The sequence below is a fragment of the Streptomyces sp. I05A-00742 genome, assembly GCF_013055795.1.
Classification (GTDB): domain Bacteria; phylum Actinomycetota; class Actinomycetes; order Streptomycetales; family Streptomycetaceae; genus Streptomyces.
The window spans coordinates 12,981-29,429 of sequence record NZ_JABETO010000046.1 but is presented as its reverse complement, the minus strand read 5'-3'; the positions used below and the strand labels follow the sequence as shown (position 1 = coordinate 29,429).

17 protein-coding genes and 1 riboswitch are annotated in these 16,449 nt (G+C 74.0%); of the genes, 10 read left to right on the top strand and 7 right to left on the bottom strand.

What is annotated here, in order from left to right:
* Positions 1-10 precede the first annotated feature (10 nt).
* From HN013_RS28360 to HN013_RS28345, 4 genes are read left to right on the top strand one after another with little or no spacing between them, the layout of a single operon-like run.
* Positions 11-1,843, top strand: a complete 1,833-nt coding sequence (locus tag HN013_RS28360; protein ID WP_171171227.1) for a lasso peptide isopeptide bond-forming cyclase — start codon at positions 11-13, stop codon at positions 1,841-1,843.
* Between the two features lie 53 nt (positions 1,844-1,896).
* Positions 1,897-2,151 (top strand): lasso peptide biosynthesis PqqD family chaperone, encoded by a 255-nt coding sequence (locus tag HN013_RS28355; RefSeq protein ID WP_171171224.1) that lies wholly within the window; start codon positions 1,897-1,899, stop codon positions 2,149-2,151.
* Positions 2,148-2,594, top strand: a complete 447-nt coding sequence (locus HN013_RS28350; protein ID WP_171171223.1) for a lasso peptide biosynthesis B2 protein — start codon at positions 2,148-2,150, stop codon at positions 2,592-2,594. The genes HN013_RS28355 and HN013_RS28350 overlap by 4 nt, the downstream gene beginning before the upstream one ends.
* Complete coding sequence (locus HN013_RS28345) at positions 2,591-4,408, top strand: ABC transporter ATP-binding protein (protein ID WP_398980899.1); 1,818 nt, start codon at positions 2,591-2,593, stop codon at positions 4,406-4,408. Before HN013_RS28350 ends, HN013_RS28345 begins: the two co-directional genes overlap by 4 nt.
* A 7-nt stretch (positions 4,409-4,415) precedes the next feature.
* Here HN013_RS28345 and HN013_RS28340 read toward each other — a convergent pair whose 3' ends face one another.
* The 4 genes from HN013_RS28340 to HN013_RS28325 all read right to left on the bottom strand — a co-directional run bounded on the left by HN013_RS28340 (position 4,416) and on the right by HN013_RS28325 (position 7,445).
* Positions 4,416-4,898 (bottom strand): hypothetical protein, encoded by a 483-nt coding sequence (locus HN013_RS28340; protein ID WP_171171219.1) that lies wholly within the window; start codon positions 4,896-4,898, stop codon positions 4,416-4,418.
* Positions 4,899-4,980: 82 nt separating this feature from the next.
* Complete coding sequence (thiE, locus tag HN013_RS28335; RefSeq protein WP_171171217.1) at positions 4,981-5,631, bottom strand: thiamine phosphate synthase; 651 nt, start codon at positions 5,629-5,631, stop codon at positions 4,981-4,983.
* An 88-nt stretch (positions 5,632-5,719) separates the two neighbouring features.
* Positions 5,720-6,085 carry a helix-turn-helix domain-containing protein gene (locus HN013_RS28330; protein ID WP_171171215.1) on the bottom strand — a complete coding sequence of 122 codons (366 nt, stop codon included), beginning with the start codon at positions 6,083-6,085 and terminating at the stop codon, positions 5,720-5,722.
* Positions 6,086-6,176: 91 nt separating this feature from the next.
* A complete protein-coding gene (locus HN013_RS28325) occupies positions 6,177-7,445 on the bottom strand; it encodes an FAD-dependent oxidoreductase (RefSeq protein WP_171171213.1) in 1,269 nt (422 codons plus the stop codon).
* Positions 7,446-7,577: 132 nt separating this feature from the next.
* Positions 7,578-7,690: riboswitch (TPP riboswitch) on the top strand.
* Between HN013_RS28325 and thiO the strand changes: the two genes are divergently transcribed.
* From thiO to HN013_RS28300, 5 genes are all read left to right on the top strand, one after another.
* Complete coding sequence (gene thiO, locus HN013_RS28320) at positions 7,688-8,908, top strand: glycine oxidase ThiO (protein ID WP_171171211.1); 1,221 nt, start codon at positions 7,688-7,690, stop codon at positions 8,906-8,908. It overlaps the preceding riboswitch by 3 nt.
* The gene (thiS, locus tag HN013_RS28315) at positions 8,895-9,164 is read left to right on the top strand and encodes a sulfur carrier protein ThiS (protein WP_171171209.1); all 270 of its coding nucleotides are present in this window, start codon (positions 8,895-8,897) and stop codon (positions 9,162-9,164) included. Before thiO ends, thiS begins: the two co-directional genes overlap by 14 nt.
* 1 nt (position 9,165) lies before the next feature.
* On the top strand, positions 9,166-9,969 hold the full coding sequence (locus tag HN013_RS28310) for a thiazole synthase (RefSeq protein ID WP_171171208.1): 804 nt from the start codon (positions 9,166-9,168) through the stop codon (positions 9,967-9,969).
* Positions 9,970-10,201: 232 nt separating this feature from the next.
* A complete protein-coding gene (pknB, locus tag HN013_RS28305; RefSeq protein ID WP_171171206.1) occupies positions 10,202-12,178 on the top strand; it encodes a Stk1 family PASTA domain-containing Ser/Thr kinase in 1,977 nt (658 codons plus the stop codon).
* Positions 12,175-13,029 carry a deoxyribonuclease IV gene (locus HN013_RS28300; protein ID WP_171171204.1) on the top strand — a complete coding sequence of 285 codons (855 nt, stop codon included), beginning with the start codon at positions 12,175-12,177 and terminating at the stop codon, positions 13,027-13,029. The genes pknB and HN013_RS28300 overlap by 4 nt, the downstream gene beginning before the upstream one ends.
* A 175-nt stretch (positions 13,030-13,204) precedes the next feature.
* Here the strand turns inward: HN013_RS28300 and HN013_RS28295 are convergent, their stop codons facing one another.
* Positions 13,205-13,828, bottom strand: a complete 624-nt coding sequence (locus HN013_RS28295; RefSeq protein ID WP_171171201.1) for a sulfite oxidase-like oxidoreductase — start codon at positions 13,826-13,828, stop codon at positions 13,205-13,207.
* A 155-nt stretch (positions 13,829-13,983) separates the two neighbouring features.
* Here HN013_RS28295 and bfr point away from each other — a divergent pair, with 155 nt between their 5' ends.
* Positions 13,984-14,472 (top strand): bacterioferritin, encoded by a 489-nt coding sequence (gene bfr, locus HN013_RS28290; protein ID WP_171171200.1) that lies wholly within the window; start codon positions 13,984-13,986, stop codon positions 14,470-14,472.
* 36 nt (positions 14,473-14,508) lie between these two features.
* Here bfr and HN013_RS28285 read toward each other — a convergent pair whose 3' ends face one another.
* A complete protein-coding gene (locus HN013_RS28285) occupies positions 14,509-14,799 on the bottom strand; it encodes a (2Fe-2S)-binding protein (RefSeq protein ID WP_171171198.1) in 291 nt (96 codons plus the stop codon).
* A gap of 143 nt (positions 14,800-14,942) precedes the next feature.
* The gene (locus HN013_RS28280) at positions 14,943-16,292 is read right to left on the bottom strand and encodes a class II 3-deoxy-7-phosphoheptulonate synthase (RefSeq protein WP_171171196.1); all 1,350 of its coding nucleotides are present in this window, start codon (positions 16,290-16,292) and stop codon (positions 14,943-14,945) included.
* Between the last annotated feature and the right edge of the window lie 157 nt (positions 16,293-16,449).

Sequence of the window (16,449 nt, the reverse complement as noted above, 5' to 3'; positions counted from 1 at the left end):
AGAGGTCTGAATGCCGACGCCTCGCGAGGCGGGGGGAGCGGGCCCGGGTGCGGCGCGTTTCGTGGTCCTTCCGGACTGCGAGGACGCGCTCGCCGCGGCCCGCTCCCTCATCCGCCGGGACACCCGGATCATCCCCCATCCCTCCGGCCGGCCCTGGATCGCCGGCCACTGGCACGACCAGGACGTCATCGCCGTCCGGACCCGCCGGGCCGCCCTCGCGGCGGTCGGCTGCTGTCCCGTCCGGCGCGAGGAGCTCCGGCGGCAGGCGGACGGGCTGCGCGACCTGACCGCCCTGGACCGCCTGGCCCGCACCCTGCCCGGCAGCTTCCACCTCGTGGCCGCGCTGGACGGCGCCGTCCGCGTCCAGGGCACGGCGTCCGGCCTCCGCCTGGTCTTCCGGGCCACCGTCGACGGCGTCGAGGTGGCCGCGAGCGACGCCGGGCCGCTCGCCCGCGCCCTGGGCTCCGCACCCGACGAGGAGGAGCTGGCCGTACGGCTGCTGTGGCCGGTCCCCCACCCCCTCTTCACGACCTCGCTCTGGCGGGGCGTCACCGCCGTCCCCGCCGAACAGGCCCTGTACGTGAGCCGCGACGGGCGTTCGGCCCGGTGTTCCCGCTGGTGGACGCCGCCCGAACCGGTGCGTTCGATGGCCGGTGGCGCGCAGCTGGTGCGCCGGGCGCTCACCGAGGCCGTGGCGGCCCGCACCCACCGGGGCGGCGTGGTCAGCTGCGATCTGTCCGGCGGCCTCGACTCCACGTCCGTCTGCTTCCTGGCCGCGGCCTCCCCGGCCCGGGTCGTCGCCAGTACCTGGCCGGGGCGCGACCCCGCCGACAGCGATCTGTACTGGGCCCGGCGCGCCGCGCGCCACCTCCCGGAGGCCGAGCACGTGGTGTGGGACGCGGACGAGTCCCCGCTCGTCTACACCGACCTGCTGGGCATCGACGACCCGATGGACGAGCCGACCATCGGCGTCATGGACCGGGCCCGGGTGCTGCACCACCTGCCGGACCTCGCCCGGCGGGGCAGCACGGTGCATCTGACGGGCATCGGCGGCGACCATGTGGCCTGGTGTTCGGAGGGCTACTACCACCGGCTGCTGCGGACGCGTCCATGGTTCGCGCTGCGGCGGCTGCGCGGCTTCCGCACCCTCTACCAGTGGCCGCTCGGCCCGGCCGCGCGCACCCTCGCCGACTCGCGCCCCTACGGCCGCTGGCTGGCCGGCACGGCGGCGCGGCTGCGCGACCCGCTGCCGCCCGGCGCCGCGGGGGCGCTGGGCTGGGGTACTCCGCCCCGGCTGTTCGACTGGGTCACCCCCGAGGCCGCCGACGCCGTCCGGCGGGCCCTGCGCTCGGCCGCCGGGACCGCGGAACCGCTCCATCCCGACCGCGGACTGCACCAGGACCTGGAGCAGATCCGGATCTGCACCCGGATCGTCCGCCAATGGGACCTGATGGCCGCGCGGACGGGGCTGCCGATGGCGTCCCCGTTCTTCGACGACCGGGTGATCGAGGCGTGCCTCGCCGTCGACCCGCGCGAACGCGTCACGCCGTGGGCCTACAAACCCCTGCTGGGAGCGGCCATGCACGGGATCGTCCCGGACGCCTGTCTGGCCCGCACCGACAAGGCGCACGCGTCGATGGACGCCTCGAACGGGCTGCGGGAGCACCGGGGTGACCTGGTGAAGCTCTGGGAGGACTCGCACCTGGCCCGGCTGGGGCTGGTGGACGCCCGCGCCCTGACGGACCTCGCCCGGCGGCCCTCCGCGCCCGGTCTGACCGAGGCGATCCTCTACTCCACGATCGGTTGCGAGGTGTGGCTGCGGACCCTCGCCCCCGGCCGCTGACCGGCCCGGACCCCACGACCGCGGACGCCGGCGTCCGCAGGAAGGGAAGCCCCATGGCACTGCGGTTCACCACGGACGTCGCCACGGCGGAGACCGACTACGGCACCGTCCTGCTCGACCAGCGCAAGGGCCTGTACTGGGAGCTCAATCCCACCGGCACACTCGTCGTCCGCACCCTGCTGAACGGCGGCGAGGAGACGGACGCGATCGACGCGCTCGTCGCCGAGTTCGCCGTGGGCCGGGACCGGGCCGCCGAGGACGTCGCCGCCCTGGTCGCGGAGTTGCGCGCGTCGGGGCTCGCGGCATGACCACACCCAGCGCGCTCGTCCGGCCGTCCGGCGTCCCGCTCCCCCGGCGGCTGGCCGCCCGGCTCGCCCTGGCCGCCGCCTTCCCGCTCGCCCTGCTGCCGCCCCGGCACCTCCGCGCGGTGCTCGCGCTGCTCCGCCGGGGGGCCGTGCCCGCCTCGTACGCCCGGGCCGGGGCGGCGCGGCGGGCGGTGTGCGCGGTCAGCCTGTACTGCGCGGGGCCGCGCGGTTGTCTGCCTCGGTCACTCGGCACGGCCCTGCTGTGCCGGCTCGGCGGCAGCTGGCCGACGTGGTGCACCGGGGTGCGCGTGGTGCCGCCGTTCAGCGCGCACGCCTGGGTGGAGGCGGAGGGCCGGCCGGTGGACGAGGGAGTTCCGGACGACTACTTCAGCCGTCTGGTCGCCGTGGCACCCGGCCCTGCGCCCCGGGAACGGCCGCTGCCGTGACGGGGGCCGGGTCCGGGCGGCACGGGCCGGGCGCGGTCCGCACGATGTTCCGGCTGACCGCCGGACACCGTGCGGCGCTGGTCACCGCCACCGTGCTCACCCTGGTGGGTTCGGCGCTGGGGCTGGCGCAGCCGCTGCTCGCCAAGCGGATCGTGGACGCGAGCGCCGACGGGCGGATGCTGTGGCCGTTGCTGTTCCTCGGCGCGCTGTTCGTGGCCGAGGCCGCCACGGCGTCGGTGGGCCGCTTCCTCCTGGAGCGGATGGGCGAGGGCATCGTCCGCGGGCTGCGCCACGGCCTGGTCGGCCGGCTGCTGCGGCTGGAGATGCGGGAGTACGAGCGGCACCGGACCGGCGACCTCATCTCCCGGGTCACCGTCGACACCACCGTGCTGCGCGAGGTCGTCTCCCAGGCGCTGGTGGACCTGATCACCGGTTCGCTGGTCTCGGTGGGGGCCGTGGCGCTGATGTTCTGGCTCGACCCGCTGCTGCTGCTCCTGGTCGCCCTCACGGTGGCGGCGGCGGCCGCGGTGGTGACCTGCGTCCTCACCGGGATCCGTACGGCCTCGGAGCGGATGCAGGGCGCGGTCGGGGCGGTCGCGGCCGATCTCGAACGGGCCCTGGGCGCCCTGCCGATGGTCCGGGTGCACCGGGCCGAGGAGCGCGAGGCGGCCCGGATCGGGGCGCGCGTCGACGCGGCGTACGGCGCCGGCGTCCGCACCGCGCGGCTGGCGTCGGTGATGAGCCCGGCGGTCGAACTGGCCGTCCACGGCTCGTTCCTGCTCGTCCTGGTCATCGGCGGCCTGCGGGTGAACGGGCACGCCAACAGCCTCGGCGATCTGGTCGCCTTCCTGCTGTACGCCAGTTATCTGGTGGTGCCGCTGTCGTCGGTGTTCCGTGCGGCGGGGCTGATCCAGCGGGGAGCGGGAGCCCTCCGGCGCGTGGAGGAGGCACTCGCCCTCCCGGCGGAACCGGAAGAACCTGATGAACCGGATGCGCCGGGCGGACCGGACGGGCGGACCGGGCGCGCCCGCACGCTCCCGGCCGCTCCCGCCGCCGCCCCTCCCGCCGCCGGCCCTGCCGCCCCCGTCCTCGCCCTGGAGGACGTCCGGTTCGGCTACCGCCCCGGCAGCCCGGTGCTGCGCGGTCTCTCCCTGGAGGTGCCGCCGCACCGGCAGGTCGCGCTGGTGGGCAGGTCGGGCGCGGGGAAGAGCACGGTCTTCGCCCTGGCCGCCCGCTTCCACGAACCGGACGCCGGCCGGCTGCTCTTCGACGGCCGGCCCGCCGCCGGGATGAGCCGTGCGGAGTGCCGGGCCCGCATCGCCGTCGTCGACCAGAACACCCACGTCGTCCACGGCTCCCTGTGGGACAACATCACCTACGCCGTGCCCTGGGCGACCCGTGCCGAGGTGCGGCGGGTGGTCGAACTCGTCCGCCTCACCGAGGTGGTGGACCGGCTGCCGGGCGGGCTCGACGGGGCGGTCGGGGAGCGGGGCGGCACCCTGTCGGGCGGCGAGCGGCAGCGGGTGGCGCTGGCCCGGGCCCTGCTCACCCGCCCCGCGCTGCTGCTGCTCGACGAGCCGACGTCCCAGCTGGACGCGGTCAACGAGGCGGCGCTGGGACGGGTGATGCGGGACATCACCCGCGAGTGCGCCCTGCTGGTGATCGCCCACCGGCTGTCCACCGTGCAGAACGCCGACCGCATCGTCGTCCTGGACGAGGGCCGCGCCGTCGCCTCGGGGCGGCACGAGGAGCTGCTGTCCGGCTGTGCCGCCTACCGGGAGCTGGCCGCCGCACAGGTGCTGCGGACGGGCTGAGCCCGGGTCAGCCGGCCTTGGGGAGGCCCTTCGGCCCGCCGGGCACCGGGCCGCCGTCGCCCCGGCGGACGAAGGTCTCCTTCGGCCCGCCCTCCCAGGAGACGACCATGGACGTGGCATCGGACTTCTCGATGAGGCCCACGGTGCGCCTGGTGTCGTTGTCGGTGCACTTGAGCATCAGGGACGTGCCGTCGACGGAGCCCGTGCAGGTGCGCTTGCCGCCGTCGGAGACCAGGGCCGCCTTCCCGGCGGCCATGCTCAGGGCGACCGGTCCTTCGGGGGTCCGCGCCAGGAAGACGCCCTCACGGGAGCTGCCGCGCCGCTTGCTCTCGGCAGCGCCGCCCGACTGCTGGGTCACCCGGGTCGGCTGCACGTCGGCCCTGTCGTCCTTCTGGCCGTCACCCTTCTTGCCGTCACCGCCGTTCGAGCACCCCGTCATCAGCACAGCGGCCATGAGGGCCGCCCCCGTGATCTGTGCTGCCCCGCGCACGCACCGTCTCCTTCTGCCGTCGCCCAAAGTTGATCAGGAACACGTCAACCTACCGGACGGCGGAGCGGGGTACGGACGGGCCTCAGTCGCGCTCGCGGATCCGGCGGGCCAGCCGGGCGGCGGCCTCCCCCGGGTCGTCCGCCTCGGTGAGGGCACGGACCACGACGACGCGCCGGGCCCCGGCGTCCAGGACCTCGTCCAGATTGCCCTCGTCGATGCCGCCGATGGCGAACCAGGGGCGCCCGGGCCGCAGGGCGGCCGTGTGGCGCACCAGGGACAGGCCGGGGGCGGGGCGGCCGGGCTTGGTGGGGGTGGGCCAGCAGGGGCCGGTGCAGAAGTAGTCCACGCCGGGTTCGGCGATCGCCGCCTCGGCCTCCGCCTCGGAGTGCGTGGAGCGGCCGATCAGCACGTCGTCGCCGAGGACGGCGCGCGCGACGGGCACCGGGAGGTCGCCCTGGCCCAGGTGCAGCACGTCGGAGCGGATCGCGTGGGCCACGTCGGCGCGGTCGTTGACCGCGAGGAGCCTGCCGTGCCGGCGGGCGGCGTCGGCCAGGACGGCCAGGTGCTCCAGCTCCTCCCCGGCCTCCATGCCCTTGTCGCGGAGCTGCACGATGTCGACGCCGCCGGCGAGGACTGCGTCCAGGAACTCCGGCAGGTCGCCCTGGCGCTTGCGCGCGTCGGTGCACAGGTAGAGCCGGGCGCCGGCGAGAGCGTCGCGGGCGGTGGCGGACATCGGGTTCCCCCCAGGTTCGGCGGTGCACGGGCGGGGCCCCGGCGAAAGGGCCCCGCCCGTGCACCACGGACGGTTCACTGCGGCACGGTCAGACGGCGAGCGCCTGAGCGCGGCGCTTCACCTCCGTGCCGCGATTCTCCCGCAGGGCCTGCGCGGGCGTGCCGGGCAGGGTCGGGTCGGGAGTGAAGAGCCACTCCAGCATTTCCTCGTCGGTGAAGCCGTCGTCCTTCAGGAGGGTCAGGGTCCCGGCGAGGCCCTTGACCACCTTGCCCTCGCCGACGAAGTCGGCGGGCACCTGGAGCACTCGGTTCTCGCCACGGCGCACGGCGATCAGCTGGCCCTCCTTGACCAGCTGCCGGACGCGCGTCACCTCGACGTCGAGCATCTCGGCGATGTCGGGGAGAGTGAGCCAGGCGGGGACGAGAGCATCGATCTTTGCGTCAATCTCGGTCACGGGACAAGCCTGCCATCCGCCACTGACAGTCGGTAGCCGGGTACGCCCGGGCGTGCCCCGGAGGCCCGGACCGGCCCCTCAGCCCACCGCCTCAGCCCACCGCCGACTTCAGCGGCACCGACGGGTCCGCCACCCGCTCCCGGTCGACCGCCGCGCCCTTCTCGATGAGCTTGCGCCCCTGCGCCAGGTCCCGCGGCCGGCCCACCGCAAGCACGGCCACCAGCACGCCGTCCCGCAGCCAGCACACCGTCCACGCGGCGGTCCGCGGGTCGCCGCGCCACACCAGCTCGTCGGCGGCCGCGTGGTGCCCCGCGTACTGCACGAACCGCCCGAACTGCTCGGACCAGAAGTAGGGCACCGGATCGTAGACCGGCCCCTCGGCCGGGCCGTGGACGATGGTGGCCGCCACCGTCTTGGGCCCCTGGAGGGCGTTGTCCCAGTGGTGGACGAGCAGCCGTTCGCCGTAGCGGGCGGAGGGGAACGACGCGCAGTCGCCGACCGCGTAGACGTCGGGGAGCGAGGTGCGCAGCCGGTCGTCGGTGACGACGGAACGATCCTCCGCGAGCTCGATGCCCGAGCCGTCGAGCCAGCCGGTCGCGGGCCGCGCCCCGATGCCGACGACCACGGCGTCGGCGGTCAGCCGGGTGCCGTCGGCCAGCAGGACCGCGCCCGGTTCGAGCGCCGCCACGCGGGCGCCGGTGAGCAGCCGGGCGCCGCTGTGCGCGTACCAGTCGGCCATGTGCGCGGCGACCTCCGCGGGCAGGGCGCCGGCCAGCGGCCGGTCGGCGGCCTCCACGACGGTCACCCGGCAGCCGGCCTCGCGGGCGGCGGTGGCGAACTCTGCGCCGATCCAGCCGGCGCCGACGGCGACGACGTCGCGCTGCCCCTCCAGCAGCGGGCGCAGCCGCGTCGCGTCGTCCAGGGTGCGCAGCAGGTGGACGCCGGGCAGGTCCTCGCTGCCGGGCAGCCGGACGGGCTCCGCGCCGGTGGCGACGACGAGGACGTCGTAGCCGACCGGTCCGCGGGGGGTGTCGACCTCGTGGTCGGCGGCCCGCAGCCCGGTGACCTCCACGCCGAGCTCCAGCTCGATGTTGAGCGAGGCGAAGTCGACCTCGAAGGCGGAGCCCTCCGCCTTGCCGAGCAGCACGGCCTTGGACAGCGGCGGCCGGTCGTAGGGCGGGTGGGGTTCGGCCCCCAGCAGGGTGATCGTGCCCTCCCAGCCCTGTTCGCGGAGGGCGACGGCGGTCTGCACGCCTGCCATGCCCGCGCCGGCGACGACGACGCGCCGCCGGGCCGGGCCGCCGGTCGGTTCCGGGCCCTCGGGGGCGGTGCCACTGCGGGTGTTCGTCTGCTCACTCACCCGATCACTGTAGGGGTGACGGCGAGGTCTTTCGGAGCACCGGGTGACGAGACCTCCGACACAACGTCACGGCGCCGCGCGGCCCCCGCCGCCTTCCGCCCCGTTCGCGGCCCGTACTAGGGTGGCCGGTGCACAAGCACTCGCGGGAGCCCGGACGGACCGGGCTGAGAGGGAGGCTGGACGGCCTCCGACCGTACGAACCTGATCCGGGTCATGCCGGCGAAGGGAGGGGCTGGACGCCCATGCACGCGTCTTCTCGCACGGGACCGCCGGGGACATACGACGTCCTGGTGGTCGGCGGCGGTGTCATCGGTCTGGTGACCGCCTGGCGGGCGGCCCAGCGGGGTCTGCGGACGGCGGTCGCCGATCCCGCGCCCGGCGGCGGGGCCGCGCTCGTGGCGGCCGGAATGCTGGCCGCCGTCACCGAACTGCACTACGGCGAGCAGGAGTTGCTCGCCCTCAACCTGGCCTCGGCACGCCGCTACCCCGCGTTCACGGCGGAGCTTGAGGAGGCGAGCGGGCAGGAAACCGGCTACCGCGCCTGCGGCACCCTCGCCGTCGCCCTCGACGCCGACGACCGCGCCCACCTGCGGGACCTGCACGCGCTCCAGCTGCGCTGCGGGCTCGACGCACAGTGGCTGACCGGACGCGAGTGCCGCCGCCTGGAGCCCATGCTCGCCCCCTGTGTGCGGGGCGGGCTGCGGGTGGACGGCGACCACCAGACCGACCCCCGGCGGCTGGCCGCCGCCCTGCTGACCGCGTGCGAACGCGCCGGCGTGGCCCTCCACCGCGCCGCGGCCGCCCGGATCCTGCTCGACGGCGACCGGGCCGCCGGTGCCGAACTCGCCGACGGGGAACGGATCCTCGCCGGCCAGACCGTGCTGGCCGCCGGCAGCCGCAGCGGGCGGATCGCCGGACCGCCCGACGAGGTCCTGCCCCCGGTCCGCCCGGTCAAGGGCCAGACCCTGCGGCTGCGCGTCCCCGAGGCGTACCGTCCGTTCCTGTCCCGCACGGTCCGGGCGGTCGTCCGCGGCGGCCACGTCTACCTGGTGCCGCGCGAGAACGGCGAGCTGGTGGTCGGGGCGACCACGGAGGAGCTCGGCTGGGACACCACCGTCACCGCGGGCGGCGTCTACGAGCTGCTGCGGGACGCGCACGAGCTGGTGCCCGGCCTCACCGAACTGCCGCTCGTCGAGACCTCGGCCGGGCTGCGCCCCGGCTCGCCCGACAACGCGCCCCTGCTCGGCCCGACCGCCCTGCCCGGCCTGCACCTGGCCACGGGCCACTACCGCAACGGCGTCCTGCTGACCCCGCTCACCGGGGACGTCATGGCCGAGGTGCTGACCACCGGGCGGCTGCCCGAGGAGGCCCGGCCCTTCAGCCCCCGCCGGTTCACCGAGCCCGCCGAGCCCGCACCCGCCCCCCCCTCGTCGTTCAGGAGCAGTCCGCATGACCGGCAGTGACGTCGTGACCCCCGGCAGCCCCGGCGCGGCCCCCGGGGTGAGCGTCCACGTCAACGGCGAGCCCCGCGCGGTCCCCCGCGGGACCACCCTCGCCGCGCTGGTCGCCGAGCTCGCCGGGTCCGCCGGCCGCCCGGGCGCGCCGGGCGGCGTCGCCGCCGCCGTCAACGAGGCCGTCGTCCCGCGCGGGCGGTGGGCGGACACGCCCCTCCGCGACGGCGACCGGGTCGAGGTGCTCACCGCGGTCCAGGGAGGCTGACATGGCCGACGACGTCCTCACCATCGCCGGCACCCCCTTCACCTCCCGCCTCATCATGGGCACCGGCGGGGCACCCAGCCTCGACGTGCTGGAACGGGCCCTGCTCGCCTCCGGCACCGAGCTCACCACCGTCGCGATGCGCCGCCTCGACCCGGCGGTGCGCGGCTCGGTGCTCTCGGTCCTGGAGCGGCACGGCATCCGGGTGCTGCCCAACACCGCCGGCTGCTTCACCGCGGGCGAGGCCGTCCTGACGGCCCGGCTGGCCCGCGAGGCGCTCGGCACCGACTGGGTGAAGCTGGAGGTCATCGCCGACGAGCGGACCCTGCTGCCCGACCCCATCGAACTGCTCGACGCCGCCGAGATCCTGGTCGACGACGGCTTCACCGTGCTGCCCTACACCAACGACGACCCCGTCCTCGCCCGCCGCCTGGAGGACGTCGGCTGCGCCGCGATCATGCCGCTCGGCTCGCCCATCGGCTCCGGCCTGGGCATCCGCAACCCGCACAACTTCCAGCTCATCACCGAGCGCGCACACGTCCCGGTGATTCTGGACGCCGGTGCCGGCACCGCCTCCGACGCGGCGCTGGCCATGGAGCTGGGGTGTGCGGCGGTGATGCTGGCGTCGGCGGTGACGCGGGCGCAGGAGCCGGTGCTGATGGCCGAGGCGATGCGGCATGCGGTGGAGGCGGGGCGGCTCGCGCATCGGGCGGGGCGGATTCCTCGGCGGCACTTCGCCGAGGCGTCGTCGCCTTTGCAGGGCCTGGCGGCCCTGGACCCGGAACGCCCGGCGTTCAGCGCGCGCTGAGGGGGTGTCTCCCCGCCCCGCCCTTTCTCCGTTTCTGCGGGGAGTGCCCCGCGCCCCCGGGTGAACGCGCCTGCGGCGCGTGTCCTCAAACGCCGGACGGGCTGAGTCAGCCCGTCCGGCCCTGTGGGAGCACAACATCCCGGACACGCCCATGTCACCGTTCCGCACCCGTAGCCCCGTCCGGACGCACGAGCGTACGGACCGTCGCTGATCACTCGTAGACTCGTTGACCGTGGATACGACCTTGCCGGACCCCCTCGTCGACCAGCTGCTCGACGGCCGCTACCGCATCGAGGCGCGGGTAGCCGCGGGCGGCATGGCCACGGTCTACCGGGCGCTGGACACCCGGCTCGACCGGGTGCTCGCCGTGAAGGTGATGCACCCGGCCCTCGCGGCGGACAAGGTCTTCGTCGAGCGCTTCATCCGCGAGGCCAAGTCGGCGGCGCGCCTGGACCACCCGAACGTGGTGAGCGTCTACGACCAGGGGACGGACGGCGGATACGTCTACCTCGCGATGGAGTACGTGGCGGGCTGCACCCTGCGGGACGTGCTGCGCGAGCGGGGCGCGCTCCAGCCGCGGGCGGCGCTGGACATCGTGGAGCCGGTGCTGGCCGCGCTGGGCGCGGCGCACCGCGCGGGTCTGGTGCACCGCGACATGAAGCCGGAGAACGTGCTGATCGGCGACGACGGCCGGGTGAAGGTCGCCGACTTCGGACTGGTCCGTACGGTGGGCACCAACAGCGCCACCAACACGGGCTCCATCCTGGGCACCGTCTCGTACCTCGCGCCGGAGCAGATCGAGCACGGCACGGCGGACACCCGCACCGACGTCTACGCCTGCGGTGTCGTCCTCTACGAGATGCTCACCGGCGTCAAGCCGCACAGCGGCGCCAGCCCCGCCCAGGTCCTCTACCAGCACCTGCACCGGGACGTGCCGCCGCCGTCGGAGGAGGTCCCCGGGCTGGCCCCGGAGCTGGACGACCTGGTGACCGTGGCCACGGCCCGCGACCCGCAGCTGCGCCCGTCCGACGCGGTCGGCATGCTCGGCCTGGTGCGCGCGGCGCGCGCGACGCTGTCCCGCGAACAGCTGGACGCCCGTCCGCCGCTGGCCGCCGGCCCGGTCGCCCAGGGCGGCGAGGAGGAGCAGACGAGCGTCCTGCCCCGGCCGGTGACCGCGCAGCCCCTCCCCCCGGTGACAGCGGAGGAGGCGGCGGCCGGGCACGACGTGGACCACACGGCGCGGATCGAGCGCCCGCCGGAGCCCCCGGCGCCGCCCGCTCCCCCGGCCCCCCGGTCCCGGATCCCCGCCGCCCTGCGGCGCAGGCCGCGGCGCGCGGTCCTCGTGCTGGCCGCCGTCCTGGTGGCCCTGCTGGCCGGTACGGGCGTCTGGTACATCAACGCGGGGCAGTTCACCTCCGTCCCCGCCGTGCTGGACCTGACCCAGGCTCAGGCGGAGAAGAAGCTGGACAAGGCCGGGCTCGGGGTGCGGGTGCGGCCGGAGTTCAGCGACACCGTCGAGCGCGGCCATGTGATGTCCACCGATCCCAAGCCGGGCGCGCGCATCCGGCACAACGGCCGGGTGACCGTCGTCGTCTCCCGCGGCCCGGAGCGGGCGGAGGTCCCCAACGTCGCCGGCATGCGGCTGGACGAGGCGAAGAAACGGATCACCGAGGCGGGGCTGACGGTCGGTGACATCCGCGGCGAGTTCAGCGACGAGACGCCGCAGGGCGCGGTGCTCTCCAGCGACCCCCGGTCCGGCGAGGCCCGGCGGCCCGACACCCCGGTGTCCCTCGTGGTCAGCAAGGGCGAGCCGGTCGAGGTGCCGGACGTGAGCGGGCTGTCGCCGGCCGACGCCGAGTCCCTGCTGAGCGACGAGGGTCTGCGGATCAAGGTCTCGGACGCGCAGGTGTACTCCGCCCGGGAGAAGGGCGATGTCGCCGAACAGTCGCCGGCCCGGGGCGAGCGGGTGGCCAAGGGCGACACCGTGACCGTCACCGTGTCCAAGGGCAAGGAGATGCTCACCGTTCCGGACGTCACCGGAAAGAGCGAGGCCGACGCCAAGCGGATCCTGACGGACGCCGGTTTCGCGGTCCGCGTCGACCGGCCGTTCTTCTTCCCCCGCGACTCGGTGGAGAGCCAGTCGGTCCGCGCCGGTGACAAGGCGGCCCGCGGCGACAGCATCACCATCCGGCTGAAGGGCGCCCTGTGATCCGCAACCCGGTCGGCGGCCACATCCCCGTGGCCGGCGGCCTGGCCCGGACGGGCCTGCCCTACGCCCGCGAGATCGGCGCCGAGGCCGTGCAGGTCTTCGTCGCCAACCCGCGCGGCTGGGCCACCCCGCCCGGCAGCCCGCGCCAGGACGAGGAGTTCCGCGCGGGCTGCGGCGACGCCGGCCTGCCCGTGTACGTCCACGCGCCGTACCTCATCAACTTCGGCTCCCACACCGAGGCCACCGCCGACCGGTCCGTCGACTCACTGCGGCACTCCCTCCGCCGCGGCCGGCAGATCGGCGCCCGCGGCGTCGTCGTCCACACCGGCGCAGCCACCGGCGGCCGCCCCCGCGCCGAAGCCCTCGCCCAGGTCGGCCAACGGCTCCTCCCCCTCCTCGACGAACTCACCCACGACGACGACCCCCGGCTCCTCCTCGAACCCACCGCCGGCCAGGGCGCCTCCCTCTGCTCCTGGATCGCCGACCTCGGCCCCTACTTCGACGTCCTCGACGCCCATCCGAAGCTCGGTGTCTGCCTCGACACCTGCCATCTCTTCGCCGCCGGGCACGATCTCGCGGCGCCCGGCGGGATGAAGGCCGCGCTCGACGAACTGGTGTCAGTGGTGGGGCCCGGGCGGCTGGGGCTCATCCACGCCAACGACTCCAAGGATGTGGTGGGGGCCCACAAGGACCGGCACGAGAACATCGGGGCCGGGCATATCGGGGCCGATCCCTTTGGTGAGCTCTTCACCCATCCGGAGACGGCTGGGGTGCCGTTGACGATTGAGACGCCGGGTGGGGCGTCTGGGCATGCGGCGGATGTGGCGCGGCTGAAGGGGTTGCGGGGCTGAGGCCCCGCGGGTCCCTCCTCCAGAGCACGCCTGCGGCGCGCGTCCTCAATCGCCGGACGGGCTATTCAGCCCGTCCGGCGATTGAGGACAAGCGGCGAAGCCGCTTTCAAGGGGTCCGGGTCTCCCGGGAAACGGTGAAGGGGCGGGCCCGGGGCACAGCCCCCGCAGGGAAAACCTAGAGCTCCGGCCCGTCCCCCGGCCGCTCCTGGTACGAATACCGCTGCTCCCGCCACGGATCCCCAATATTGTGATACCCGCGCTCCTCCCAGAACCCCCGCCGATCCGCCGTCATGTACTCGACACCCCGCACCCACTTCGGCCCCTTCCACGCATACAGATGCGGAACGGCCAGCCGCACGGGGAACCCGTGCTCGGCGGTGAGGAGTTCACCATCCTTGTGGGTGGCGAAGACGGCCTGCTCGGAGGCGAAGTCGGAGAGCCGCAGGTTGGAGCTGTAGCCGTACTCGGCCCAGACCATGACATGGGTGACGTCGGCGGCGGGCGGGGCGAGTTCGAGGATCGTCCGGGTGGCGACGCCGCCCCATTCGGCGTCCAGGACGCTGTACTTCGTGACGCAGTGCAGGTCGGCGACCACCGTGGTGTACGGCAGGGCGGAGAACTCCTCGTGCGTCCAGCAGTGCTTGTCGCCGTCGGCGGTCGCCCCGAACACCCGGAACTCCCACCGGTCGGGCCGGAACCTGGGCACGGGACCGTAGTGGGTCACGGGCCAGCCGCGCTGGAGACGCTGCCCCGGAGGCAGCTGGAGATGTTCCCCTTTGCGGCTTTCCGGCTGACCCATGCCTCCATGGTGTCAGACCCCGGGGGATGGTGATGACCAGGGGCCGCCTGCTATCCGGACAACTCCCACTAAGTGTGCACTTACTGGACGGTTCGGAAGGGCGGTGCGAGGATGCGCGCAACCTGCCAGACACACCCCCAGGAAGGAGTCGCGCGATGCAGGGCGACCCGGAGGTCATCGAATTCCTCAACGAACAGCTGACGGGCGAGCTGACCGCCATCAACCAGTACTTCCTGCACGCGAAACTGCAGGAGCACCACGGCTGGACCAAGATCGCGGAGCACACGCGCGCGGAGTCGTTCGACGAGATGCGGCACGCCGAGGTCCTGACCGACCGGATCATCTTCCTGGAGGGGCTGCCCAACTACCAGCGGCTCTTCCACGTCCGCATCGGCCAGACGATCACGGAGATGTTCAAGGCCGACCGGCAGGTCGAGGTGGAGGCCATCGACCGCCTCCGGCGCGGCGTGGACGTGATGCGGGCCAAGGGGGACATCACCTCGGCCAACATCTTCGAGTCGATCCTCGCGGACGAGGAGGACCACATCGACTACCTCGACACCCAGCTGGAGCTGATCAAGAAGCTGGGCGAGCCGCTGTACCTGGCGCAGTACATCGAGCAGACGAACGGCGAGGCGACGTAGGACGACGCTCCCCCGGGCAAAGCCGCGCCGACGGGGCTACGCCGCGCGCAGAACCCCGTCCACAGGAGTCTGCACCGACGGTATCGGCGGCACCGGTCCCGCCGCCCCGGGCACCCCGGCGCCCAGCGGATCCGGGGATCCCTGGTCCACCAGCTCCCGCCGCGGGCACGCGCCGCGCCCGAGCAGCGCCTGGATGCGCCGCACGCAGCTGCCGCAGTCCGTCCCCGCCTTGCTCACGGACGCTATCTGGCGCGGCGTGCACGCCCCGTTCTCCGCGTGCTCACGCACCTGCTGCTCCGTGATGCCGAAGCACGAGCAGACGTACACGCGGTCACCGCCTCGCGAAAGAGAAGATCAATAAGGAAGGTAACCCTTACCTTACCCGTCCCGCTCGGGCGGCGACAACGCACGGCAGCACGGAGGGGCGCGGATCACAGATCCGCGCCCCTCACGTCTGCCGGGCCGTGCCCCTACTGGTCCCGGTACATCTCCGCGACCAGGAAGGCCAGGTCCAGCGACTGGCTGCGGTTGAGCCGCGGGTCGCAGGCCGTCTCGTAGCGCTGGTGCAGGTCGTCGACGAAGATCTCGTCGCCGCCGCCCACGCACTCCGTGACGTCGTCACCGGTCAGCTCGACATGGATGCCGCCCGGGTGGGTGCCGAGCGCCTTGTGGACCTCGAAGAAGCCCTTGACCTCGTCCAGGACGTCGTCGAAGCGCCGGGTCTTGTGGCCCGAGGCCGCCTCGAAGGTGTTGCCGTGCATCGGGTCGGACACCCACACCACCTGGGCGCCGGAGGCCGTGACCTTCTCCACCAGGGTGGGGAGCTTGTCGCGGATCTTGTCCGCGCCCATCCGGGTGATGAAGGTCAGCCGGCCCGGCTCGCGCTCCGGGTCCAGCCGCTCGATGAGGGTCAGCGCCTCCTCGGGGGTGGTCGTCGGACCGAGCTTCACCCCGATCGGGTTGCGGATCTTCGAGGCGAACTCGATGTGCGCCCCGTCCAGCTGCCGGGTGCGCTCACCGATCCAGACCATATGGCCCGACACGTCGTACAGCCGGCCGGTCCGGGAGTCGACGCGGGTCAGCGCCGACTCGTAGTCCAGGATCAGCGCCTCGTGGGAGGCGTAGAACTCGACCGTCCTGAACTCCTCCGGATCCACCCCGCAGGCGTTCATGAAGTTCATCGCCCGGTCGATCTCCCGCGCCAGTTGCTCGTAGCGCTGGCCGGAGGGCGAGGAACGGACGAAGTCCTGGTTCCAGGCGTGCACCTGGCGCAGGTCCGCGTAGCCACCGGTGGTGAAGGCGCGCACCAGGTTCAGCGTGGACGCCGACGCCTGGTACATCCGCTTCAGCCGCTGCGGGTCCGGGGTCCTGGCCTCGGGCGTGAAGGCGAAGCCGTTGACCGAGTCGCCGCGGTAGGTCGGCAGGGTCACGCCGTCGCGGGTCTCGGTCGGCTTCGAACGGGGCTTGCTGTACTGGCCGGCGATCCGGCCGACCTTCACGACCGGCACCGAACCGGCGTAGGTCAGCACCGCGCCCATCTGGAGCAGCGTCTTGAGCTTGTTGCGGATCTGGTCCGCGCCGACCGCGTCGAACGCCTCGGCGCAGTCGCCACCCTGGAGCAGGAACGCCTCACCACGGGCCACCGCCGCCAGACGCTGGCGCAGCTGGTCGCACTCGCCGGCGAAAACCAGGGGCGGATAGCCCTCCAGCTCGGCGATCACATCGCGCAGAGCCTCTTGGTCCGGCCAGTCAGGCTGCTGCGCCGCGGGCAGGGAGCGCCAGGTGTTGCCACCGGCGTGGATTTCAGCGTTCACGGTCACGCTCCCACATTACGGGGTCCGGACACCGGTCCATCCGGAGGACCGGACTCTGAGACGAAGTTCTCCGGCATCCGGTAGGGTGCGCCGCATGTACGCACGCATCAACCGCACCTGGTGGTGGACCGCTCCTCCGGCGGCCCACTGATCGCGTACGTCA